Origin of the sequence: Streptomyces sp. XY431, from assembly GCF_001279805.1 — a bacterium.
Classification (GTDB): Bacteria; Actinomycetota; Actinomycetes; order Streptomycetales; family Streptomycetaceae; genus Kitasatospora; species Kitasatospora purpeofusca.
The window spans coordinates 1-20,819 of record NZ_LGDO01000002.1 but is presented as its reverse complement, the minus strand read 5'-3'; the positions used below and the strand labels follow the sequence as shown (position 1 = coordinate 20,819).

At 73.6% G+C, this 20,819-nt stretch carries 18 protein-coding genes; 6 read left to right on the top strand and 12 right to left on the bottom strand.

Features of this window, described 5'->3' with window-relative positions:
- Positions 1-49 precede the first annotated feature (49 nt).
- Positions 50-961, top strand: a complete 912-nt coding sequence (locus ADK60_RS00835; RefSeq protein WP_053642356.1) for a serine/threonine-protein kinase — start codon at positions 50-52, stop codon at positions 959-961.
- A gap of 84 nt (positions 962-1,045) precedes the next feature.
- Here the strand turns inward: ADK60_RS00835 and ADK60_RS00830 are convergent, their stop codons facing one another.
- Together ADK60_RS00830 and ADK60_RS00825 are read right to left on the bottom strand one after the other, a co-directional pair.
- Positions 1,046-1,933 carry an LLM class flavin-dependent oxidoreductase gene (locus ADK60_RS00830; protein WP_053642354.1) on the bottom strand — a complete coding sequence of 296 codons (888 nt, stop codon included), beginning with the start codon at positions 1,931-1,933 and terminating at the stop codon, positions 1,046-1,048.
- A 110-nt stretch (positions 1,934-2,043) separates the two neighbouring features.
- Positions 2,044-2,904, bottom strand: a complete 861-nt coding sequence (locus ADK60_RS00825; protein WP_079007942.1) for a helix-turn-helix transcriptional regulator — start codon at positions 2,902-2,904, stop codon at positions 2,044-2,046.
- A gap of 189 nt (positions 2,905-3,093) precedes the next feature.
- On the opposite strand from ADK60_RS00825, the gene ADK60_RS00820 reads away from it, so the two are divergent.
- From ADK60_RS00820 to ADK60_RS00805, 4 genes are all read left to right on the top strand, one after another.
- Complete coding sequence (locus ADK60_RS00820) at positions 3,094-4,158, top strand: ABC transporter ATP-binding protein (RefSeq protein WP_053642352.1); 1,065 nt, start codon at positions 3,094-3,096, stop codon at positions 4,156-4,158.
- Positions 4,142-5,053 carry an ABC transporter permease subunit gene (locus ADK60_RS00815; protein WP_053642350.1) on the top strand — a complete coding sequence of 304 codons (912 nt, stop codon included), beginning with the start codon at positions 4,142-4,144 and terminating at the stop codon, positions 5,051-5,053. The genes ADK60_RS00820 and ADK60_RS00815 overlap by 17 nt, the downstream gene beginning before the upstream one ends.
- Positions 5,054-5,062: 9 nt before the next feature.
- Positions 5,063-5,980 carry an ABC transporter ATP-binding protein gene (locus ADK60_RS00810; protein WP_053642348.1) on the top strand — a complete coding sequence of 306 codons (918 nt, stop codon included), beginning with the start codon at positions 5,063-5,065 and terminating at the stop codon, positions 5,978-5,980.
- Positions 5,981-6,072: 92 nt separating this feature from the next.
- The gene (locus ADK60_RS00805; RefSeq protein ID WP_053642346.1) at positions 6,073-6,789 is read left to right on the top strand and encodes an ABC transporter permease; all 717 of its coding nucleotides are present in this window, start codon (positions 6,073-6,075) and stop codon (positions 6,787-6,789) included.
- A gap of 99 nt (positions 6,790-6,888) precedes the next feature.
- On the opposite strand, the gene ADK60_RS00800 is transcribed toward ADK60_RS00805, so the two are convergent.
- Both ADK60_RS00800 and ADK60_RS00795 read right to left on the bottom strand, forming a co-directional pair.
- Complete coding sequence (locus ADK60_RS00800) at positions 6,889-8,145, bottom strand: CynX/NimT family MFS transporter (RefSeq protein ID WP_053642344.1); 1,257 nt, start codon at positions 8,143-8,145, stop codon at positions 6,889-6,891.
- A 73-nt stretch (positions 8,146-8,218) separates the two neighbouring features.
- Entirely contained in the window at positions 8,219-8,959 is a 741-nt protein-coding gene (locus ADK60_RS00795; protein ID WP_053642342.1) for a FadR/GntR family transcriptional regulator, read from the bottom strand.
- 234 nt (positions 8,960-9,193) lie between these two features.
- Here ADK60_RS00795 and ADK60_RS00790 point away from each other — a divergent pair, with 234 nt between their 5' ends.
- Entirely contained in the window at positions 9,194-9,958 is a 765-nt protein-coding gene (locus ADK60_RS00790) for a sporulation protein (protein ID WP_045942072.1), read from the top strand.
- A 32-nt stretch (positions 9,959-9,990) separates the two neighbouring features.
- Here the strand turns inward: ADK60_RS00790 and ADK60_RS00785 are convergent, their stop codons facing one another.
- From ADK60_RS00785 to ADK60_RS00750, 8 genes are all read right to left on the bottom strand, one after another.
- Positions 9,991-11,817 carry an LCP family protein gene (locus tag ADK60_RS00785; RefSeq protein ID WP_079007941.1) on the bottom strand — a complete coding sequence of 609 codons (1,827 nt, stop codon included), beginning with the start codon at positions 11,815-11,817 and terminating at the stop codon, positions 9,991-9,993.
- 282 nt (positions 11,818-12,099) lie between these two features.
- Complete coding sequence (locus ADK60_RS00780) at positions 12,100-12,948, bottom strand: HAD family hydrolase (RefSeq protein WP_045942068.1); 849 nt, start codon at positions 12,946-12,948, stop codon at positions 12,100-12,102.
- Positions 12,949-13,002: 54 nt separating this feature from the next.
- A complete protein-coding gene (gene serS, locus ADK60_RS00775) occupies positions 13,003-14,277 on the bottom strand; it encodes a serine--tRNA ligase (RefSeq protein WP_053642341.1) in 1,275 nt (424 codons plus the stop codon).
- Positions 14,278-14,815: 538 nt separating this feature from the next.
- Complete coding sequence (gene pheA, locus ADK60_RS00770) at positions 14,816-15,751, bottom strand: prephenate dehydratase (RefSeq protein ID WP_045942066.1); 936 nt, start codon at positions 15,749-15,751, stop codon at positions 14,816-14,818.
- Positions 15,752-15,896: 145 nt separating this feature from the next.
- Positions 15,897-17,204, bottom strand: a complete 1,308-nt coding sequence (efeB, locus tag ADK60_RS00765; RefSeq protein WP_079007940.1) for an iron uptake transporter deferrochelatase/peroxidase subunit — start codon at positions 17,202-17,204, stop codon at positions 15,897-15,899.
- Positions 17,205-17,218: 14 nt separating this feature from the next.
- Entirely contained in the window at positions 17,219-19,462 is a 2,244-nt protein-coding gene (locus ADK60_RS00760) for a FixH family protein (RefSeq protein ID WP_079007950.1), read from the bottom strand.
- Between the two features lie 17 nt (positions 19,463-19,479).
- Complete coding sequence (locus ADK60_RS00755; RefSeq protein ID WP_045942065.1) at positions 19,480-19,986, bottom strand: copper chaperone PCu(A)C; 507 nt, start codon at positions 19,984-19,986, stop codon at positions 19,480-19,482.
- Positions 19,983-20,663 (bottom strand): SCO family protein, encoded by a 681-nt coding sequence (locus ADK60_RS00750; protein ID WP_045942064.1) that lies wholly within the window; start codon positions 20,661-20,663, stop codon positions 19,983-19,985. The genes ADK60_RS00755 and ADK60_RS00750 overlap by 4 nt, the downstream gene beginning before the upstream one ends.
- Between the last annotated feature and the right edge of the window lie 156 nt (positions 20,664-20,819).

Here is a 20,819-nt window from a genome sequence, read left to right as displayed (position 1 = left end):
GCCGAAGAGGAGTTCCGCACTCCACCCGACTCCGGCAGAATGCTGCCACATGCGCAAGCTCGGCCGTTACCTCCTTCTGGAGCGGCTCGGCGCCGGCTCCTTCGCCACGGTCTGGAAGGCCTACGACCCGGAGCTCGACACCGAGGTCGCGGTGAAGGTGCTGGCCGAGAACTGGGCCGCCAACGCCGATGTGCGCGAGCGGTTCCTGGCGGAGGCGAGGCTGCTGCGCCGGATCGCCAGCCCGCGGGTGGTCCGGGTGCACGACGTCGGGGTGCAGGAGGACCGGCCCTACTTCGTCATGGACCTCGTACGCGGCGGCACCCTGGCGGACCGGGTCGGGCAGTGCGACCCGCAGGAGGCGCTGCGGCTGGCCGCGGAGGCCGGCCACGCGGTCCAGGTCCTGCACGAGGCCGGCGTGGTGCACCGCGACGTCAAGCCGTCCAACCTGCTGCTCGCCACCGACCCCGCGCCCGCCGCGGTGCTGGTGGCGGATCTGGGCAGCGCCAAGCAGCTGGCCGACGCGTCCGGGCTGACGGTGACCACCGGCACGCCCGCGTACATGGCACCGGAACAGGCCTTCCAGACCGGCGGGTTCGACGGGCGGGCCGACGTGTACGCGCTGGCCGTGGTGGCCTACGAGCTGCTGACCGGGCAGAAGCCGTTCGGCCCGGGCGGGCGCGCCACGGCCATGATGACCGACCGGCCGACCGCCTCGACGCTGCCGGAGCTCCCGGCCGGGGCGGAGCTGCCCCCGCACGTCGCCCTGCTGCTGCGGGCCGCGATGTCCGTCGAGCCGGCGGACCGCCCGCCGACCGCCCGGGCCTTCGCGGACGCGCTGCTGGCTCCGGCCCCGCAGCCCCGGCCCTCGGAAGGCCCCGGGTGGCTGACCCCGCGCGCGGTCCTTCTGGCCTCGGGCACGGTGTTCACGGCGGCGACCCTGCTGAGCTGGCTGCGGCGTTGAACCCGACCGGGGCCCGGTCCGCGCCGGCGGGCACGAGCGGCCTTCAGGGCGTACCGGGTACCGAGGACGCGTCGGCTGTACCGCTCAGCCCAGCCTGGCCAGGCCCTCGGTGGCGATCTTCTCGAAGACGGCCAGGTCGTTCTCGAAGATCGAGTCCGGGACCGGCCAGTGGATCACCAGCTCGGTGATGCCCAGCTCCCGGTACCGTCCCGCCCAGTCCACGAAGGCGTCCACCGACTGCAGCGGCTTCTCCGCGGTCGAGCCCTGGAGCAGCACCTTCTCCAGCTCGCCGACGTCCCGTCCCCGTGCCTCGCAGGCCGCCGTCAGCTTCTCGATCTGCTTGGCGATCACCTCGGGCGCCTGCTCCACCGGCACGTCCGCCGGCCCGCGCGGGTCCCCGTACGTCACCCAGCCCTGCCCGTACTCCGCCGCCAGCCCCAGTCCGCGCGGACCGGTCGCCGCGACGTAGAACGGCACCCGCGGCGTCTGCACGCAGCCGGGGATGTTCCGCGCCTCCACCGCCGAGTAGTACTCACCCTCGCGGGTCGTGGCGTCGCTGGTCAGCAGCTCGTCCAGCAGCGGCAGGAACTCCCCGAACCGGTCCGCCCGCTCCTTCGGCGACCAGGCCTCCTGCCCCGTCGCCGTCGCGTCGTACCCCGTCCCCCCGGCCCCGATCCCCAGCGTCAGCCGCCCGCCGGACACGTCGTCCAGCGTGATCAGCTCCTTCGCCAGCGTCACCGGGTGGCGAAAGTTCGGCGAGGTCACGAGCGTTCCCAGCCGGATCCGCTCGGTCGCGGTGGCCGCTGCCGTCAGGGTCGGGACAGACCCGAACCACGGCTCGTCCCGGAACGACCGCCAGGACAGGTGGTCGTAGGTGTAGGCGGCATGGAAGCCGAGTTCCTCGGCTCGTCGCCAGATCTTCTGTCCCTCGCCCCATCGGTGGATGGGGAGGATCACGGTACTCAGACGCATGTCGTCGACCCTAGTCGGACGTGCTTGCGGACGCCGAGTACGCGGGCCTCAGGTGGCGGCGTGTGCGCCGTCCACCAGCCGTCGTGGAGCGCAGGGCCCTGACACGTGCGTCAGTGGTCCGGGGGAGTGGAGCGGGTGTAGCGCGAGGCGAGTCGGCGCAGGTGTGCGACCAGCTCCGGCGGCTCGGTGACGTCGAAGTCGAGGTCGAGCATGCCCAGGTGGACGGCGAGGCTCTGCACCGTGTCGGCGCCGGTGGTCAACAGGCACCTGCTCGCGTCGACGGCCTCCACCGACCCGACCGCGGGGTTGATCCGTTCGATCACCGCCGCCGCCGGCGCGTGGACCTCCACCCGCGCGTGGTAGCGCCAGGCCGCGCCCGACACCCGGCGGGCGACGTACGAGGCCGCGTCGCCGCCGGGCAGCTCGCGCGGGGCGAAGCGCGGCCCGGCCGGGGTGCGGGGCCGGATCCGGTCGACCCTGAACGTTCGCCAGTCCTCGCGTTCGACGTCCCATGCCACCAGGTACCAGCGCCGTCCCCAGTTCACCGCCCGGTAGGGCTCCACGATCCGGAGGGTGGAGGAGCCGCCGTGGTCCAGGTAGTCGAAGCGCAGCCGTTCCCGGTCGCGGCAGGCGGACACCAGCGTGGTCAGCACCTCCGCCGAGACGGCCGGCGCGGGACGGTCGGCGGGCACGGTCACGGTGTACGCCTGGAGCGCCCGCACCCGTCGGCGCAGCCGCGAGGGCAGCACCTGCTCCAGCTTCGCCAGCGCTCGCAGCGCGTCCTCCTCCTCATCATGGCAACAGGCAACATCGGCCTCGTTCTCACGGGATTCGGCCTGTCGCAACGCATACCGTCCGCCCTGCGACAGGGCTCCACCGCACTGGGAGCCACCGCCCTCGCCGCCCTGGGGCTGTTCCTCTCCCACCAGTACGCCGGCCTCGGCATGGGGGTACGGAACGGGCCGCCGCATTCCCCCTCCTGCTCTGGGCACTGATGGCCGGCGTGCGCGGCCTGGTCACCGGCCGGACGGACGGATCGCAGACGACACCAACAGCGCAGCTCGGCCGCGCCGGTCGGTCGGCCCGAGCGCGGTGATCCCTTAGGGGACGGGCGGGGCGGCGTCATACCGCAGGTGCAGGCGGGCTCGTCATCGCAGCCCATGTTCACAAGGGCACACGCGCACTACGTTGAGCCTGTGTCCACTGTCATCAAGACGGACGGCCTCACCAAGAGGTTCCCCCGGGTGACTGCCCTCGATCAGCTGACCGTTGAGGTCGAGCCCGGGGTGGTCGGCCTGGTGGGAGCGAATGGCGCCGGCAAGTCCACACTCATCAAGATCCTGCTCGGGCTCTCCCCGGCGACCTCCGGGACCGGGCGGGTGCTCGGGCTGGACATCGCCACCCAGGGGTCGGCGATCCGCGAGCAGGTCGGCTACATGCCGGAGCACGACTGCCTGCCGCCGGACGTCTCGGCCACCGAGTTCGTGGTCCACATGGCGCGGATGGCCGGGCTGCCGGCCGCCGCCGCCCGGGAGCGGACGGCCGACACGCTGCGGCACGTCGGCCTGTACGAGGAGCGGTACCGCCCGATGGGCGGCTACTCGACCGGTATGAAGCAGCGGGTGAAGCTGGCGCAGGCGCTGGTGCACGACCCGAAGCTGGTGCTGCTCGACGAGCCCACCAACGGTCTGGACCCGGTCGGCCGGGACGACATGCTGGCGCTGATCCGCCGCGTGTACAGCGATTTCGGCATCTCGGTGCTGGTCACCACCCACCTGCTGGGCGAGCTGGAGCGCACCTGCGACCACCTGGTCGTCATCGACGGCGGAAAGCTGCTGCGCTCCTCCTCGACCGCCTCCTTCACCGGTACGACGGCCACCCTGGCGGTCGAGGTGACGGACCATCCGGAGGACCACGGCCTGGACGCGAGCGCCGCGGTGCGCGCGCGGCTGGTGGCGGCGGGCCTGTCGGTGGAGACGGAGGGGACGCGGATCCTGCTGGTCCGGCTGACGGGCGACGAGACCTACGACGCCATCCGGGACGCGGTCGCGGGGCTCGGGCTCGGCCTGGTCCGGCTGGAGGAGCGGCGGCACCGGGTCGCGGAACTGTTCACCGCGAGCGCGGACGGCACCGACAGCAGTGACGGCACCGAGAGCAGTGACAGCACCGACAGCACCCGGACGACGGAGAACGAGGGGAGTACCGCAGATGTCGCTTCCTCCTGAGTTCCGCCCGGCCGACACCGGCGTCATCCACGACATCGGCTACCGCGGCTACACCGGGCCCCGGCTCGGCCGGGGCTACGCCACCCGCTCGCTGTTCACCCAGAGCCTGCGCGCCGCGTACGGCCTCGGGCGTTCCGGCAAGTCCAAGGTGCTGCCGATGCTGGTGCTGGGCGTGGCCACCGTGCCCGCCCTGATCATCGTCGCGGTCGCCGTGGCCACCGGGGTCGACAAGCTGCCGGTGGACTACGCCCAGTACCTGAGCTCGATCGGGCTGGTCATCTCGATCTTCCTGGCCTCGCAGGCACCGGTGCTGTTCTCCCGGGACCTGCGCCACCACACCGTGCCGCTGTACTTCTCCCGGCCGATCACCCGCACCGACTACGTCCGGGCCAAGTTCGGGGCGATGGCCTGCGCCCAGCTGCTGCTGATGCTCGCGCCGCTGCTGGTGCTCTACATCGGCTCGCTGCTGGTCGGGCTGAAGTTCGGGGACCAGACCGCGCACTTCTTCTACGGCCTGACGGCCGCCGTGCTGTACGCCCTGGTGCCGACCTCGGTCGCGGTGGTGATCGCCGCCACCACGCCGCGGCGGGGCTTCGGGGTGGCCGCGATCATGGGCTACCTGGCGGTGAGCACCGCGGTGGTCGGGGTCGTGATCGGGCTGGCGAGCACCACGGTCGGCTTCGACGAGCCGCTGCCGACCTACCCGCAGTGGGCCGTGCTGCTGTCGCCGGGCGGGCTGGTGGAGAGCCTGACCAACGAGCTGTTCGACCTCGGCTCCGGCTCGCAGCGGATGCACGCGCCGGGCGGGCTCGGCCTGCTGGTGTTCACCCTGGTCGCCGTCGCGATGGTGGCCGGCTCGTACCGGCTGCTGCTGCGCCGCTATCGGAACGTTTGAGAGGGCGTCATGGCCACCATCACCATCGACAAGGTCTCCCGCTGGTTCGGGAACGTGGTCGCCGTCAACGACGTCAGCATGACGATCGGCCCCGGCATCACGGGTCTGCTCGGTCCGAACGGTGCCGGCAAGTCGACCCTCATCCACATGATGAGCGGCTTCCTGGCGCCGTCCACCGGCACGGTCACCCTGGACGGCGCGCCGATCTGGCGCAACCAGGAGGTGTACCGGCAGATCGGCCTGGTCCCCGAGCGGGAGTCGATGTACGACTACCTGACCGGCTGGGAGTTCGTCCTCGCCAACGCCGAGCTGCACGGACTGCCCCACCCGGGCGCCGCCGCCCGCAAGGCGCTCGCCCTGGTCGAGATGGAGTACGCCCAGGAACGGCGCACCGGCACCTACTCCAAGGGCATGAAGCAGCGGGTCAAGATGGCCTCGGCGCTGGTCCACGACCCGGCGGTGCTGCTGCTCGACGAGCCGTTCAACGGCATGGACCCGCGCCAGCGGCTCCAGCTGATGGACCTGCTGCGGCGGTTCGGCTCGGACGGCCGGACGGTGCTGTTCTCCTCGCACATCCTGGAGGAGGTCGAGCAGCTGGCCCGGCACATCGAGGTGGTGGTGGCCGGCCGGCACGCGGCCTCCGGGGACTTCCGCAAGATCCGCCGGCTGATGACCGACCGCCCGCACCGCTACCTGGTCCGCTCCAGCGACGACCGGCAGCTCGCGGCGGCGCTGATCGCCGACCCGTCGACGGCCGGTATCGAGCTGGACTGGCAGGAGAAGGCGCTGCGGATCCAGGCGGTGAACTTCCAGGGCTTCACCACCCTGCTGCCGCAGGTCGCCCAGCGGGCCGGTATCCGGCTGTACACCGTGGCCCCGGCGGACGAGTCGCTGGAGAGCGTGTTCTCCTACCTCGTCTCCGCGTAGTCCCGGCCCCCGGCCCCCCGGGCCACCGATACCGCCGCCCGCCGACCGGCACCCCTCACCAGGACCAGGAACCCCAGGAAGGCCGACCCACCATGAACCCGACCGTCGCCAGGCTGACGCTGCGCGGCCTGCTCGGCCGCCGCCGCGGCTTGCTGCTGCTGGTGGTCCCCGTCCTGCTGCTGCTCGTCTCGGCGTTCGCCGCCGCGTCCAGCGGGAACCACCACGACCTGGTCGTCGACGTCCTCGGCAAGCTCGGTCTGGGGACCCTGCTGCCGATCCTCGGACTGGTCGTCGGCACCGGTGCCATCGCCACCGAGATCGACGACGGCTCGATCGTCTACCTGCTGGCCAAGCCCCTGCCGCGCTGGAAGATCATCACCACCAAGCTGACGGTGGCGATCGGCATCACCTGGGCCTTCTCGGCGGTGCCGATGCTGCTGTCCGGGCTGCTGATGTACGGCACCAAGGAGGGGCTGGCACTCGCCTACACGGTCGCCGCGCTGGTCGCCGGCGCCGCGTACAGCGCGCTGTTCCTGCTGCTCGGCGTGGTGACCCGGCACGCGGTGGTGGCCGGACTGGCGTACGCGCTGCTGTGGGAGGCGGTGATCGGCAACTTCGTCGAGGGCGCCCGCAAGCTGAGCATCCAGCAGTGGGGGATGGCGGTGGCCGAGTCGGTGGCCGCCGAGGGCTCGATCACCTCGGTGGTCTCGCTCGGCGCGGCCGTCGCGCTGCTGCTGGTGGTCGCGGTGGCGGCGACCGTGCTCGCCTCGGTGAAGCTGGCCGGGCTCACCCTGGCCTCGGAGGAGTAGGACGCGGCACGGAACGTACGGACCGCACGGCTCACCGAGCCGTGCGGTCCGCGTGTGTCCGCGTGTGTCCGCGTGCGGTCCGCGTGCGGTCCGCGTGCGTCAGAGCGTGCGGTCCCGCCCGGCGCCCCAGCCGGCGACGGCGACCACGCTGACCAGGACCAGCATCAGCGCCAGCGGAGTGGTCCAACCGCCGGTCGCCTGGCGCAGCGCCCCGGCCCCGACCGGTCCGGCCGCCGCGACCAGATAGCCGACCGCCTGCGACATCCCGCCCAGCTGGGCGGCGCCGGCGGCGCTGTCGGTCCGCAGCACGATGAAGGCCAGGCCGAGGCCGAGCGAACCGCCCTGGGCGACGCCGAGGATGACGGCCGCCACCCAGGCGCCGGGCACCGGCGCGATCAGCAGGACGGCGATGCCGACCGCGTTGAGCAGGGCCATCGAGACGGCGAGCGCCCGCTGGTTGGTCATCCGCCCGGCGAACAGCGGCACCAGGAAGGCGCCGGCCACCTGGACCAGGTTGGAGAAGGCGAAGACCAGGCCGGCCTCGCCGCGGTCCATCCCGTGGTCGGCCAGGATGGTCGGCATCCACGCGACCAGGGTGTAGACCAGCAGCGACGAGATGCCCATGAACAGGCTGATCTGCCAGGCCAGCGGCGAGCGCCAGATCCCCTGGACCGGCCGGACCGGGGTGACCGGCGGCTTGGTGACACTGACGACACCCGCGCCGTCCCGGGCCGCCCTGGCCCGCAGCACCTGCGGCAGCCAGGCCACCGCCGCGACCAGCGCGAGCAGCGACCAGGCACCGAGCGAGGCCTCCCAGCCGCCGCCGAGCGCGTGCTCCAGCGGCACCGACAGACCGGCCGCCATGGTCGCGCCGACCAGCATGGTGGTCGAGTAGACGCCGGTCATCGCGGCGGCCCGGTCCGGGAACTCGCGCTTGACCAGGCCGGGCATCGAGACGTTCAGCACGGCGATCGCGACCCCGATCACCACGCACCCGGCGTACAGCGCCGCCACCGAGGGCAGCACCCGCAGCAGCACCCCGGCACCGAGCACCAGCACCGCGCCCAGCACCACCCGCTCGGTGCCGAAGCGCCGGGTCAGCCGGGGGGTGAGCGGCGCGCCGACGCCCTGGAAGAGCACCGGCACGGTGGTGATCAGTCCGCTCGCGGTGGCGGAGAGACCGAAGGAGCGCTGGATCTCGCCCACCATCGGCGACACCGCCGCCAGGCAGGCGCGCATGTTCAGGGCGACCAGCAGGATGCCGGTCAGCAGCAGCGCGGGGTGCGCGAGCCGGGAGCGGACGGGGAACGGGACGGAGGTGGTGACAACCGGCTGCTGGGCACGGGTGACGGCCATGGGTGGTGCTCTTTCGTGGGATTCGGAGTGCGTCCGGGCAGGCGGACGGAACGGAAGGGGGGCCTCGGCCCGCTCACTTCCGGGCGGCGATGGCGGCGAGGAGCTGCTCGACGGCCGCGGTGGGTTCGGCGAGCAGCGCGCGACAGGCCCGTTCGGCCCGGTCCGGGTCGCCGCTCTCGATCGCGTCGACCAGGGCCGCGTGGGTCGCCACGACCACCTCGGGCATGTCGTGGTCGCCGAACGCCGTCCGCATCGACTCGCGCACCGAGGCGCCGAAGTAGCGGTACACCTCGGTCAGCGCCGGGTTGTGCGCGGCCTCCACGACGGCCGTGTGGAACTCCAGGTCGTGCTCGACGGTGGCCTCGCGACCGGCCCGCTCGGGGTGCGAGGCGATCACCTCGGCCTCGCGGGCCAGCGCGGCCCGCATCCGGACGATGTCCTCGGGGGTGTGCCGCAGCGCCGCCAGCCGGGCGGCCTCGGCCTCCAGGGCGGCCCGGACCTCCAGGACGTCCCGCACACCGGAGCGCTGCACCCCGCGCAGTACGGCGGCCGGGTCGCTGGTGGAGCGGACGAAGGTGCCCTCGCCCTGCCGGGAGACCAGCATCCCCGCGTGCACCAGCACCCGGATCGCCTCGCGGACGGTGTTCCGTCCGATCCCGAGGCGTTCGGCGAGCTCGTGCTCGGTCGGGATCCGCGAGCCGACCGGCCAGACGCCGCTGCTCAGCTGCTCCCGCAGCTGGTCGATCGCGGTGTCCACCAGGGAGCGCCGCCCGGCGGTCTGCAGCGTGTCGTTGCCGCTGTGCGCGCTGCTCATGGCGGGCTCCTCCCGGTCGGTCGGGCTCGGTGTGTCGAGGCTCGGTCGTCGGTCATCCTACAACTGCTTGCCCGGTCATCCTACAACTGGGGGTTGAACGGCCCGGGAACCGTCCGCGGCGGCCTGGCGTTCCTCCGGACGACCGGCGCTCCCGACCGCCCCGGAAGGATCCGGACGGACGGGCCCGGTCCACCACCCCTGATTCCACCCCCCTGATGCGAGGAGAACGTCCGCATGGTGTTCAAGAAGCTGCTCGGTGCCCTGGGCGTCGGCGGTCCCGGCGTCGACACCGTCCTGAGCACGCCGGTCGTGCGGCCCGGCGGGACGATGGCCGGCACGGTCGAGCTGACCGGGGGGACGGTGGAGGCGGACATCCGGGGGATCACGCTGACCCTGGTCGCCCGGGTGGAGGTCGAGCACGAGGAGGGCGAGAGCACCGGCCTGTACCCGTTCGCGCGGTTCTCGGTCACCGCGCCGCTGAAGCTGGCGCCGGGCGAGAACCGCTCGATCCCGTTCTCCGTCCAGGTGCCGTGGGAGACCCCGGTCACCACCGTCGCCGGGCAGCGCCTGCACGGCATGCAGCTCGGTGTGCGCACCGAGGTCGACATCGCGGGCGCGCTCGACAAGGGCGACTCGGACCCGCTGGAGGTCGAGCCGCTGCCGGTGCAGCACCGGATCCTGGAGACCCTGCTCCAGCTGGGCTTCCGGTTCCGCTCGGCCGACCTGGAGGCCGGGCACATCCGCGGCACCGGGCAGACCCTGCCGTTCTACCAGGAGATCGAGTACTCGGCGGCGCCGCAGTACGCGCACTCCTGCAACTCGCTGGAGGTCAGCTTCGTGACCACCCCGGACAAGGTCGAGGTGGTGCTGGAGGCGGACCGCCGGGGCGGCCTGTTCGGCGGCGGCGGGGACGTGATCCGCACCCATGTGGTCGGCCACGGCCAGGCGGACGAGGACCTCACGGCGCTGGTGGACGGCTGGATCCGCGCCGCGCTCTGAGGCCGGGCGGCCGCCGCGCTCCGGGACCGGGATCAGCCGTAGGAGACGTTGCTGCAGATGTCGTCGTCACCCGACCTGGCCTCGCTGACCACCTCGGTGGGCAGCGCGGCCGGGCCGGTGGCGGTCGGGGAGGGGGAGCCGCTCGCGCCGCCGCCCGCCGCGTAGTCCCGGCCGAGCCGCAGACTGATCCCCGCCGTCTGCCCCGGAGCCACCGCGGCGCCCGGGAACAGCGCGGCGACCTTCTCCGCGGCGGCCCGCTGCCCGGTGCCGTACTCGACCGTGGTGGTCGCCCGCGCGGTGCCGCGGCTGGACGTCCCGGCGACGGTGACCCGGGCCGCCCGCAGGGTCTCGGCGGCCCTGGCGGCCAGGCCGGCGGCATTGGTGGCGTTGTAGACGGTGACCCGGATCGGCGCGCCGTCGGCGCCGACCGCCGGGGAGGGCTCGGCGCTCGGCGTGGGCGTGGGCGTCGGCTCGGCCGTCGGCGCGCCCGCCGCCTCCTGCTGGCCGGTGGCGTCCTGGCCGTCGATGGTCCGGTCCGCCTGGAGGGTCCGCCACAGGGTGTCGACCGCCGGGTGCACCAGATCGATCCGGGCACCGGAGTAACGCCAGGGCGTGGTCAGGAACTTGACCTCGTGCAGGTCGATGCCCTTCAGCGTCAGCGCGAAGTCCACCAGCTTGGCGGCCGAGTCGAGGCCGGGGTCGACGGTCATCGAACGGGTCGCGGCGTCGGCCAGCGGCAGCAGGGTGCCGGGGCTCAGGCCCTTGCTCTTGATCTTCGCCAGCAGGGAGGAGAGGAAGGCCTGCTGACGCTTCATCCGGCCGACGTCCGAGTCGTCGCCGATGCCGTGCCGCAGTCGCACGTAGTCCAGTGCCTGCTGGCCGGAGACCCGCTGGCGGCCCTTGGCGAGCACCACCTTGCCCTTCCGGCCGAGATTGGGGTTGATGTTCCCCTCGTGGATGTCGTTCGGCAGGCAGACGTCGACCCCGCCGACGGCGCCGGTCATCGCGGCGAAGCCCTCGAAGTTGACCTCGATGGTGTGGTCCACCCGGATGCCGGTGAGCCGCTCCACCGTGTTCAGCGTGCAGGCCGGGTTCCCGGTCTCGGAATTTCCCACCGAGAAAGCCGAGTTGAACATCTGAGCAGGCTGCTCCCGGGTCCACTTGCCGTTCGGCAGCTTGCACCGGGGCACGGTCACCAGGGCGTCGCGCGGGATCGAGATGCCGACCGCGTGCCGGTGGTCCGCGTACACGTGCAGCAGGATCGTGGTGTCCGAGCGGGCGCCGGCCTCGTCGCCGCCGCCCAGGTCGCTGTTCTTCCCGGAGCGTGAATCGGAGCCGATCAGCAGCAGGTTGACGGGCCGGTGGCCGTGCGCGTCGGCCGCCGATTCGGGCGGTCGGTCGGGGGCGATGGCATCCGCGTCGAAGGACCGGAGATTGCCGTTCAGCTTGTAGTACACCGCGCCGCCGGCGCCGGCCAGCACCACCAGCACCCCGGCCACGGACCAGGCGATCAGCCGCCGGGCGCCGCTCCTGCCGCCCCGTTCGGGGCTCCGGGCGGCGCTCCGCCGCCCGCTCCCGCCCCGGCCGTCGGCGCGGGGCTCCCTGGGGGCGTCCCGGCGGCCGGCCCGGGTGGTCGTCCGACCGCCCTCGCCGGTCCCGCCCCGGCCCGGGCGGACCGGGACGGCGCTCCCCCGGGCGGCTCTGCGGGCCTCGGCCCGGCCGCCGGGGCGCGGCGCCGGGAGCCGGCCGGGGCCGTCCTCGGGCCACTCGGTCCGGACCGGGTCGTCGGTCCGGACACCGCCGTCGGCGCGCCCCCGCCCCGCCGGATCCGGCGGGCTCCCGTCCCACTGGACTGACATGGCGCGCACCTCTCAGTGACCGAAGCGGGCAACCCTGGGAGCATACAAACTCTTCCGCCGCCGCCCGGCCGCCGAACCGGGCCGCACCCCCGCCGACCCGGGCATTCGCCGCGCCGGGCCGCCGTACGGTCACTCCAACGGCTGAACCGGCGGGCGGCGCGGGCGGGTTCACCCCGGCGTGCGGCGGACGCGCCGCGACCCCGGTGCGGGCACCGGGGTCGCGGGGAGTTCGGGTCGGGCGGGGCCGGGTCGGGCGTGGCTGGTCGGGCGGAGCGCCTGGGTTCAGAGCGCGGGGTAGAGGCGCTCCAGCACGGCGGCGACGCCGTCCTCGTCATTGCTCAGGGTGACCTCGTCGGCCACCGCGAGCAGCTCCCGGTGCGCGTTGGCCATCGCGACGCCGTGCCGGGCCCAGCCGAACATCGGTACGTCGTTGGGCATGTCGCCGAAGGCGATGGTGTCGGCCGCCGTCACCCCGAGCCGACGGGCGGCGACGGCCAGCCCGGTGGCCTTGGAGAGGCCGAGCGGCAGCAGTTCGACCACACCGGCGCCGGCCATCACCACGCCGACCAGGTCGCCGGCCGCGTTGCGGGCGGCCTCGGCGAGGGCGTCGTCGCTGAGTTCGCGGTGCTGTATGTAGAGCTTGCTGATCGGGGAGGTGAGCAGCTCGGACGCCGGGACCTCGACCACCGGCAGCTCGGAGCCGATCTGCAGCCGGTAGCCGGGGCCGGCCAGGACGTCGCCCTCCAGGCCGTCCTGGTTGGCGGCGATCGCCAGCGGGCCGACCTCGGCCTCGATCTTCTCGATCGCGAGCGCGGCCACCCGGCGGTCCAGGGTGAGCGAGGTGAGCAGCTTGTGCGCGCCGGCGTCGTAGACCTGGGCGCCCTGGCCGCAGACCGCTATGCCCCGGTAGCCGATCTCGTCGAAGACCGGGCGGGCCCAGGTGGCCGAGCGGCCGGTGACGATGATGTGCAGCGCCCCGGCCGCGGTGGCGGTGGCCAGCGCGGCGCGGGTGCGTGCGGAGACGGTCTCGGAGCTGCTCAGCAGCGTGCCGTCGAGGTCGGTGGCGACCAGCTTGAAGGGCAGGCCGCCACCGTCCGAGGGGGAGACGGGGCTGGGGCTGGTGGTGCTCATGGGCCGTGCGTCTCCCGGGAGTTGCTTCTTCACTGCGGACCGGCGGGGCCGGTGCTACTTGACCGGCTCCAGCACGGTGCGGCCGCCGAGGTAGGGGCGGAGCGCCTCGGGGACGACGACCGAGCCGTCGGGCTGCTGGTGGTTCTCCAGGATCGCCACGATGGTGCGCGGAACGGCGACCAGGGTGCCGTTCAGCGTGGCCAGCGGGCGGACCTTGCCGTCCTCGCGCATCCGGATGGAGAGGCGGCGGGCCTGGTACTCGGTGGTGTTCGAGGTCGAGGTGACCTCGCGGTACTTGCCCTGGGTGGGGACCCAGGCCTCGATGTCGAACTTGCGCGCGGCCGAGGCGCCGAGGTCGCCGGAGGCGACGTCGATGACCCGGTAGGGCAGTTCGAGCGCGTTGAGGAAGTCCTTCTCCCACTGGAGCAGGCGGCGGTGCTCGTTCTCGGCGTCCTCGGGGGTGGTGAAGACGAACATCTCCACCTTCTCGAACTGGTGGACGCGGATGATGCCGCGGGTGTCCTTGCCGTAGGTGCCGGCCTCGCGGCGGAAGCAGGACGAGTAGCCGGCGTAGCGCAGCGGCAGCTTGTCGGCGTCGAGGATCTCGTCCATGTGGTACGCCGCGAGCGGGACCTCGCTGGTGCCGACGAGGTAGCGCTCGTCGTCCTCCAGGTAGTACACGTTCTCCGCGGCCTGGCCGAGGAAGCCGGTGCCGTCCATGGCGGCGGCGCGGACCAGGGCCGGGGTGATCATCGGCACGAAGCCGGCGGCGGTGGCCTGGGCGATCGCCATGTTGACCAGGGCGAGCTCCAGCAGCGCGCCGACGCCGGTCAGGTAGTAGGACCGGGCACCGGCGACCTTGGCGCCGCGCTCGGTGTCGATCGCGCCGAGCAGCTGGCCCAGCTCGACGTGGTCGCGGGGCTCGAAGCCCTCGGCGGCGAAGTCGCGCGGGGTGCCGATCTCCTCCAGCGTGACGAAGTCCTCCTCGCCGCCGACCGGGGCGGCCGGGTCGATGAGGTTCGCCAGCGAGCGGAGCAGGCGCTCGGCCTCGTCCTTGGCCCCGCCCTGCTCGGAGTCGGCGGCCTTGACCTCGGCGGCCAGCTCCTTGGTGCGCTGGAGCAGGGCGGCCTTCTCGTCGCCCTGGGCCTTGGCGACGAGCTTGCCGAGCGACTTCTGCTCGGCGCGGAGTTCGTCGAAGCGCGTGCCCGAGGACCGGCGGCGTTCGTCGGCGGAGAGGAGGGCGTCGACCAGGTCGACGTCCTCGCCACGGACGCGCTGCGAGGCGCGCACTCGGTCAGGGTCCTCACGGAGCAGGCGAAGGTCAATCACGGGGCCCAGCCTACCGGGCGGAGGCCCGTCCACCGGTACCGGTTTTCCCCTGGGGATAACTCGCCCCAGCCTGTGGATAACTCTTGTGGGAAACGATCCGCGGGCCGGTTATCCACAGGCTCGGGGCCGGGGCTGTGGATCGTGGGGCGGGACCGGTGGGCTGCGGAACGAACCATGGAATTCGAGTTTGAAACCTTATTTGACCTTCCCGGGTGAGGGAATTGAAGCACTCGGACGGGTGATTTGCCGACACCCGGGTGACTCTGGTCCGATTAGTCATCTCTGCGACGCAAACCGATGATCCGACCGATGTGCGCAGTGGCTATACCGGTTTGTCGACTCGTCCCCAAGCCTGTGGATAACTCGGGCCTGTGGACAGTGGATGCCCCTGTGGACAAGCCGGGGGCCGGGGCGGCCGCCCTGTGGACGACCGCCCGGCGCTGCAGAAAACGGTTCTAAAAGGACATGTGGACGGGGAATGTCCCCCGGATGTCCTCAGATGTCCTCGCGCCTGCTCTCGCGCCCGCCCTCGCGTCCGTCAGATGTCCCCGCGCCCGTCGAGGCAACGGGAGAGCCAGTCCGCGGCGGCGCCGAAATCCGCGTCCGAGGTGCCGGGCCGCTGGTGCCCGGACACCTGCCGGTCGGCGCGCGGATAGGAACCGAGGAAGCGCACCTGCGGGCAGATCCGCTTGAGGCCCATCAGCGCCTCGCCGACCCGGCGGTCGCTGAGGTGCCCCTCGCAGTCGATGAGGAAGCAGTAGTTGCCGAGCCCCTCCCCGGTCGGCCGGGACTCGATCCGCATCAGGTTGACCCCGCGCACCGCGAACTCCTGGAGCAGCTCCAGCAGCGCGCCCGGGTGGTCGTCCGGCAGCCAGGCCACCATCGAGGTCTTGTCCGCCCCGGTCGGCGAGGACACCCGCCCCGGGCGGCCCACCAGGACGAACCGGGTGGTCGCGCTCTGCACGTCCACGATGTCCTTGACCAGCGGGTCCAGCCCGTAGATCGGGGCCGCGAACTCGCCCGCGAACGCCCCGTCGTACCGGCCCTCGGCGACCAGCCGGGCGCCGTCGGCGTTCGAGGCGGCCGACTCCCAGTGCGCGTCCGGGAGGTTGGCGGCGAGCCAGCGGCGGACCTGGGCCTGCGCCACCGGGTGGCTGGTGACGGTCTTGACGTCCGCCAGCCCGGTGCCCGGCCGCACCAGCAGCGCGAAGGTGATCGGCAGCAGCACCTCGCGGTAGATCATCAGCGGGGCGCCGGAGGCGAGTTCGTCGTTGGTGGCCGTGACGGCGCCCTCGACCGAGTTCTCGATCGGCACGAACGCGCCCGAGGCCTCGCCGCCACGTACCGCGTCCAGCACCAGCTGCACCGAGGACATCGGCACCAGCTCCCGGGTCGCCGCCTCCGGCAGGGTGCGCAGGGCCGCCTCGGTAAAGGTCCCCGCCGGCCCGAGGTACGTGTAGCGGGTGGCCGACATGACGCCTCCAAGGGGAACGGGACCGACGGGAGTTCGGCGGACCGCCGAAAGGAGCCACCTTAGTCACTCCCGGCGCCGCCCACGATCGCGTCCCGCTCCGTGGGCGGAGTCCGCACGACGGGTGGACGGCGGGCCTACGGGTCGGTCACTCGAACAGGGTCTGCCCGACGTACCCGTCCGGCGACGCCCCCGGCGGGACGGCGTACAGCCCGCTCGCCTCGTGCCGCAGGAAGCGGGACAGCCCGTCGCCCCGGGCCAGCTTGCGCTGCACCGGGGTGAACCCCTTGCGCGGGTCGGCCTGGAAGGCCAGGAAGAGCAGCCCGGCGTCCGGCGACCCGTCGGCCAGCAGTCCGTCGTGGTACGAGAACCCGCGCCGCAGCATGGCCGCCCCGCCGTTGGCGGCCGGCGCCGCGACCCGGATGTGCGCGTCCGCGGGCACGGCCAGCGACCCGTCCGCCGCCTGGGCGGCGAGGTCCACCGGCGTGCGCTCGCCCGCGTCGGCGGCCGCGCCGAGCGGTGCGCCGTCCGACTTGCGCCGTCCGATCACCCGCTCCTGGCGCTCCACCGGCAGCGCCTCCCAGTTGTCCAGCAGCATCCGGATCCGCCGGAACACCAGGAACGAGCCGCCCGCCAGCCAGGCCGGCTGCTCGCCCCCGGCGGCGACGAACACCTTGGCCGCGAAGCCGTCCTCGTCCGGCCGGGGGTTGTTGGTGCCGTCGACCTGGCCCATCAGATTGCGCCCGGTCATGGGGCCGGCGGTGGCGCCGGGCGTCCGGGCGAAGCCGGACATCTGCCAGCGCAGCGCCGCGGTGCCGGCCGCCTGGCGCTGGAGCACCCGCAGCGCGTGCACGGCGACCAGGGCGTCGTCGGCGCCGATCTGCACGAACAGGTCGCCGTCGCCGCGGGCCGGGTCCAGCGCGTCGGCCGGGAAGTCGGGCAGCGGCTCCAGTCCGGCCGGGCGGTGGTCGGCCAGCCCGGTCCGGTCGAACAGGGACGCGCCGAAGCCGAAGGTGACGGTGAGCGAGCAGGGACCGGCGTCCAGGGCGATCTGGTTCTCGAACTCGTCGGCCGGCTCGCCCACCGCCATCCGGCCGGCGGTGCGCGACCAGCGCCGGAGCAGCGCCCGCACGCCGTCCCGGCCGACCCCGCCGGCCAGGTCGAAGGCGGCCAGCTGGACCCGGGCCTGCTGGGGTTCGAGGATCCCGGCCTGGTGCTCGCCGTGGAATCGCACCGCGGCGACCCCCAGCCGGGGGCCCGCCCCGGCCGCCGGCCGCGGCGGGCCCGGGTCGCGCCGCTCCACGGCCAGGGCCGTCGCGGCCCCGGCGCCGGCGCCGACCACCAGGCCGGCCCCGGCGGTTCCCAGCAGCGTCCGCCGGGTCAGGCCGGGGGCACGACCGTCGGGGGTGGCGCCGTCGGTGCTGGTGCTGTCGCTGGTACTGGTGCTGGTCTCCATGGGGATGGTCCGCCCTATCCGATCTTCAGCTGCTTGATCTCCGTGGTCTGGTCGATGTCGGAGGATCTGATCACCACCGACACCACCCAGTTCCCGGCGAGCGGCAGCTGCGCGGTCCCGGTCCAGCGCCCGGTGCCCTCGGCGGCGAGCGGCACGGTGAGCGGGCCGAGGTCGCGGTCCGGCAGGGTGAAGGCGAGCTCGACCTCGGGCACCTCGACGGGCGAGCCGTCCGCGCCGTCCAGCTTCAGGTGCACCTCGTTCGACCCGGTACCGGCCGGGTTGAGGGTGACGGTCGCGGTGCCCTTGGCGTTCGGCGTCCGGCCCTTGGTGTCGTACGGGAGCTTGAGCTCCACGGTCCGGCCGGGCACCGTCTGCGGGGCGGGTGCCCCACCGGTGGTCCCGCCGTTCGTGCCGCCGTTCGTGCCGCCGGTCGTCGTGGCGGCGCCGTTCGCCGCGGCGGCCGCGACCTCGCCCGCCACCCGTCCGGGCGGGGAGTTGGTGAGCAGGGTGGTGACCACCAGGACGGCCACCGCGACCGCCGCCTCGACCAGCACCGAGCGGCGCAGCCCGGCCCGGGTCGGGGTGAGCCCGCGGTCCCGGTCGGCGTTCGCCCGGGCCGCCCGCTGACGGGCCAGCTGGGCCTGCCGGACCGGGTCCCCGGTGTCCGCGCCAGGGCCGGAGGCGGTGTCGGAAGCGGTGTCGGAGGCGGCAACGGGAGCGTCGGCGGCCGCGGCGACCGCGACCGGCTCCGGCACGACCTCGGCCGCCTCCTCCGGGGTGGCGCGCAGCCGGGCGAGCCAGCTGCGGGACATCCAGGCGACGCCGAGCATGGCGACCACACAGCCGGTCTTGACCAGCAGCAGCCGCCCGTAGTCGGTGCCGGTCAGCGCTCCCCAGCTGCCGAGGCCGCGCCAGGACTGGTAGACGCCGGTGCCGGCCAGCACCAGGACGGCGCCGAAGGCGATCTTCGAGAAGCGGTCCGCGACCTCCGCGCCGATCCCCTCGCGCAGCCCGACCAGCATCGCGGCCAGGCCGCCCAGCCAGAGCGCCATGGCGACCAGGTGGAGCATGCCGAGCGGCAGCGCCAGCCAGACCTGGATGCCCACCGAGGCGTGGTCCGCGCCGACCCAGGTCGCCGAGAGCGCGACGGCCAGCACCAGTCCGGCCACCCCGAGGCCCAGCCGGGCCTCGCGCTGCGGGCGCTCGGCGGCGCGCCGCTCCAGCTCCCGCAGCTCGGCCTCCTCCGGATCGCCGTCCGCCCCGGCCGTAGCGGACCCGGCCGTACCGGACCCGGCCGTACCGGACCCGGCCGTACCGGACCCGGGCCTGCCGGACCCGGCCGCACCGTTCCCGCCGCTCGCGGCGGCCTTCGCGGTGCCGCCCTGCGGCAGCCCGAGCTGACCGACCAGCAGGGAGAGGAACACCCCGCTCGCCGCGAGCAGCAGCAGCCGGGCCGCCAGCGCGGTGCCGATCCGCTCGTCCAGCGTGGCCCTGATCAGCGACAGGTCGAAGGCCTTGCCGATCCCCGAGCCCCGCTCGTACGGTCCGCGCAGCATCAGCACGGCGACGGTGGACACCAGCAGGGCCACCCAACCGGTCATCAGCAGTCGCTGCACCGGGCGCCGGGAGGCCCCGGCCGGCCAGCAGAGCAGCACGAAGCCGGCCGCGCCGGCGAGCAGCGCGAACGCCGCGTAGGCGACCGTCCGGCCGGTGCCGTAGAGCGCGGCGACCAGGCTGTCGGCCTCGGCGTTCTGCAGGGCGGTGGTGGAGACGGTGGTGGCCGAGGGCGCGCCGATCGAGAAGGTGAAGGCCCCGCCGATCGGGTGCGAGTCCTCCGAGACGGCCCGCCAGGCGACGGTGTAGGTGCCGTTGGCGAGCCCGGAGCCGAGCCCGACCCGGGCGGTGTTGTCCTTGCCGTCGGCGTGCGTGGGGCTGCCCGAGTCCACCGCCCGGCCGGTCGGGTCGAGCACCCGCACCGAGTCCGAGGAGAGCGAGACGGCCTCGCTGAAGGTCAGGGTGACGGCCTGCGGCGCGGTGGGCAGGACGGCGTTCTGCGCCGGGTCGGCGGACTGCAGGGCGGCGTGCGCGGCGGCCGGTCCGGCGCCGGCGAGCAGCAGCGCGAGGACCGCGCCGAGTACGCCGAGCAGCCCGGTGATCCGCCGTCCCAGCAGCCCTGTCGTCGTCGTCCGTACTGTCGTCGCCGCCCGCGTTGTCGCCGCCCGCGCCGTTGCCGGCCGTGCCTTCGGCGTCCGTCCCATCAGCATCCTGCGATCCCTTACTGCTGGCCGGGCCGGTAGGTGAGCTCCTTGACCGGCACCTTGACCGAGATGGTGCCGGTGCGGGTGAAGGTCAGGTCGAGTTCGAGTTCGTCACCCAGGACCGGGGCCTTCTGCCACCCCATGATCATCAGATGGGTGCCGCCCCGGGCGAGCTGCAGCGCGCCGTGCGCGGGGACGTCGAGTTTCTCGACCTGCTCCATGGTGCTGGCGGTGGAGCGGTGCATGGTGACCGAGGAGGCGCCGGGGCTGGAGACCTTGACCAGCTCGTCGCCCTCGCCGCCCTCGTTGCGCACCGTCAGGTAGCCGGCCGCCATGCCACCGGCCGGCGGCATCGGGATGTAGGAGTCGGCGACGCTGAGTCGGGCCGCCCCTCCGCCGGCGGAGGCTCCGCCGCCGTCCTGGCCACCGGCCCCGCAGGCCACCAGGAAGGCGCCGCCGCCCAGTGCCGTCGCCAGCACCGCCCCTGCCAGCGCCGTCCGGCGGAAGCCGAGGGCGCCCTTCATGCGGCGACCCCCCTGGCGAGCAGCGGCAGGTCGTGCTCGAAGGTCTTCACCTCGGTGCCGCTCAGGTAGAGCACGTGCGCCTTGTCGTCGGAGGGCAGGAAGGCCAGCACCTGGGCGCCGTGGGTGGAGGTGACGGTGCCGTCGGCGTTGGTCACCGGGTCCTCGATCAGGATGCCGAGCGCCTTGGCGGCCGCCTTCACCTTGGTCAGGTCCCCGGTCAGGCCTATGAAGTCGCTGCCCATCGAGTCCAGCCAGGCGCGCAGCACCTGCGGGGTGTCGCGCTGCGGGTCGGTGGAGACGAACACGACGTCGACCTTCTGCCGCTCCTCCGGGGAGAGCTTCTTCATCGCCACGCCGATGTCGCCCATGGTGGTCGGGCAGACGTCCGGGCAGCTGGTGTAGCCGAAGAACAGCAGGGTGGTCCGGCCGCCGGTCTTCTGCCGCAGGTCGTAGGGCTGGCCGGAGGTGTCGGTCAGCTGGAGGTCGGGCTTGTCGAAGTGCTTGCCGAGCACGGTGCCCTCGTAGGGCGAGTCGGACTTCTGCTGGACGACCTTGGCGGGGCCGGCGGCGTCGGAGCCGGAGGAGCCGCAGGCCGTCAGCGCGAGCGCGGCGGCCAGCGCGACGGCGGTGGCCCCGGCCAGGCGGGCGGCGCGGGGGGTACGGGCGGAGCGGGGCATGGGAGGGTCCGATCGTGTGCGGTGGATCACCGGCGGGGGCGCGCCCGGGGGGGGGGGGGGGGGGGGGAGGGGGGGGGGGGGGGGCCCCCCGGGCCCGCCCCACCCGCCGTCGCTCCGGCCGACTGTTCAGCGCGGTGCTGCGGACCTGTCCCGGCC

Bases quoted from the DNA above. Each gene is read 5' to 3' on its own strand.
- ADK60_RS00835 (WP_053642356.1), top strand. From the start codon at position 50: ATGCGCAAGCTCGGCCGTTACCTCCTTCTGGAGCGGCTCGGCGCCGGC.
- ADK60_RS00830 (WP_053642354.1), bottom strand. From the start codon at position 1,933: ATGCGTCTGAGTACCGTGATCCTCCCCATCCACCGATGGGGCGAGGGA.
- ADK60_RS00825 (WP_079007942.1), bottom strand. From the start codon at position 2,904: ATGCGGCGGCCCGTTCCGTACCCCCATGCCGAGGCCGGCGTACTGGTG.
- ADK60_RS00820 (WP_053642352.1), top strand. From the start codon at position 3,094: ATGTTCACAAGGGCACACGCGCACTACGTTGAGCCTGTGTCCACTGTC.
- ADK60_RS00815 (WP_053642350.1), top strand. From the start codon at position 4,142: ATGTCGCTTCCTCCTGAGTTCCGCCCGGCCGACACCGGCGTCATCCAC.
- ADK60_RS00810 (WP_053642348.1), top strand. From the start codon at position 5,063: ATGGCCACCATCACCATCGACAAGGTCTCCCGCTGGTTCGGGAACGTG.
- ADK60_RS00805 (WP_053642346.1), top strand. From the start codon at position 6,073: ATGAACCCGACCGTCGCCAGGCTGACGCTGCGCGGCCTGCTCGGCCGC.
- ADK60_RS00800 (WP_053642344.1), bottom strand. From the start codon at position 8,145: ATGGCCGTCACCCGTGCCCAGCAGCCGGTTGTCACCACCTCCGTCCCG.
- ADK60_RS00795 (WP_053642342.1), bottom strand. From the start codon at position 8,959: ATGAGCAGCGCGCACAGCGGCAACGACACGCTGCAGACCGCCGGGCGG.
- ADK60_RS00790 (WP_045942072.1), top strand. From the start codon at position 9,194: ATGGTGTTCAAGAAGCTGCTCGGTGCCCTGGGCGTCGGCGGTCCCGGC.
- ADK60_RS00785 (WP_079007941.1), bottom strand. From the start codon at position 11,817: ATGTCAGTCCAGTGGGACGGGAGCCCGCCGGATCCGGCGGGGCGGGGG.
- ADK60_RS00780 (WP_045942068.1), bottom strand. From the start codon at position 12,948: ATGAGCACCACCAGCCCCAGCCCCGTCTCCCCCTCGGACGGTGGCGGC.
- pheA (WP_045942066.1), bottom strand. From the start codon at position 15,751: ATGTCGGCCACCCGCTACACGTACCTCGGGCCGGCGGGGACCTTTACC.
- efeB (WP_079007940.1), bottom strand. From the start codon at position 17,204: ATGGAGACCAGCACCAGTACCAGCGACAGCACCAGCACCGACGGCGCC.
- ADK60_RS00760 (WP_079007950.1), bottom strand. From the start codon at position 19,462: ATGGGACGGACGCCGAAGGCACGGCCGGCAACGGCGCGGGCGGCGACA.
- ADK60_RS00755 (WP_045942065.1), bottom strand. From the start codon at position 19,986: ATGAAGGGCGCCCTCGGCTTCCGCCGGACGGCGCTGGCAGGGGCGGTG.
- ADK60_RS00750 (WP_045942064.1), bottom strand. From the start codon at position 20,663: ATGCCCCGCTCCGCCCGTACCCCCCGCGCCGCCCGCCTGGCCGGGGCC.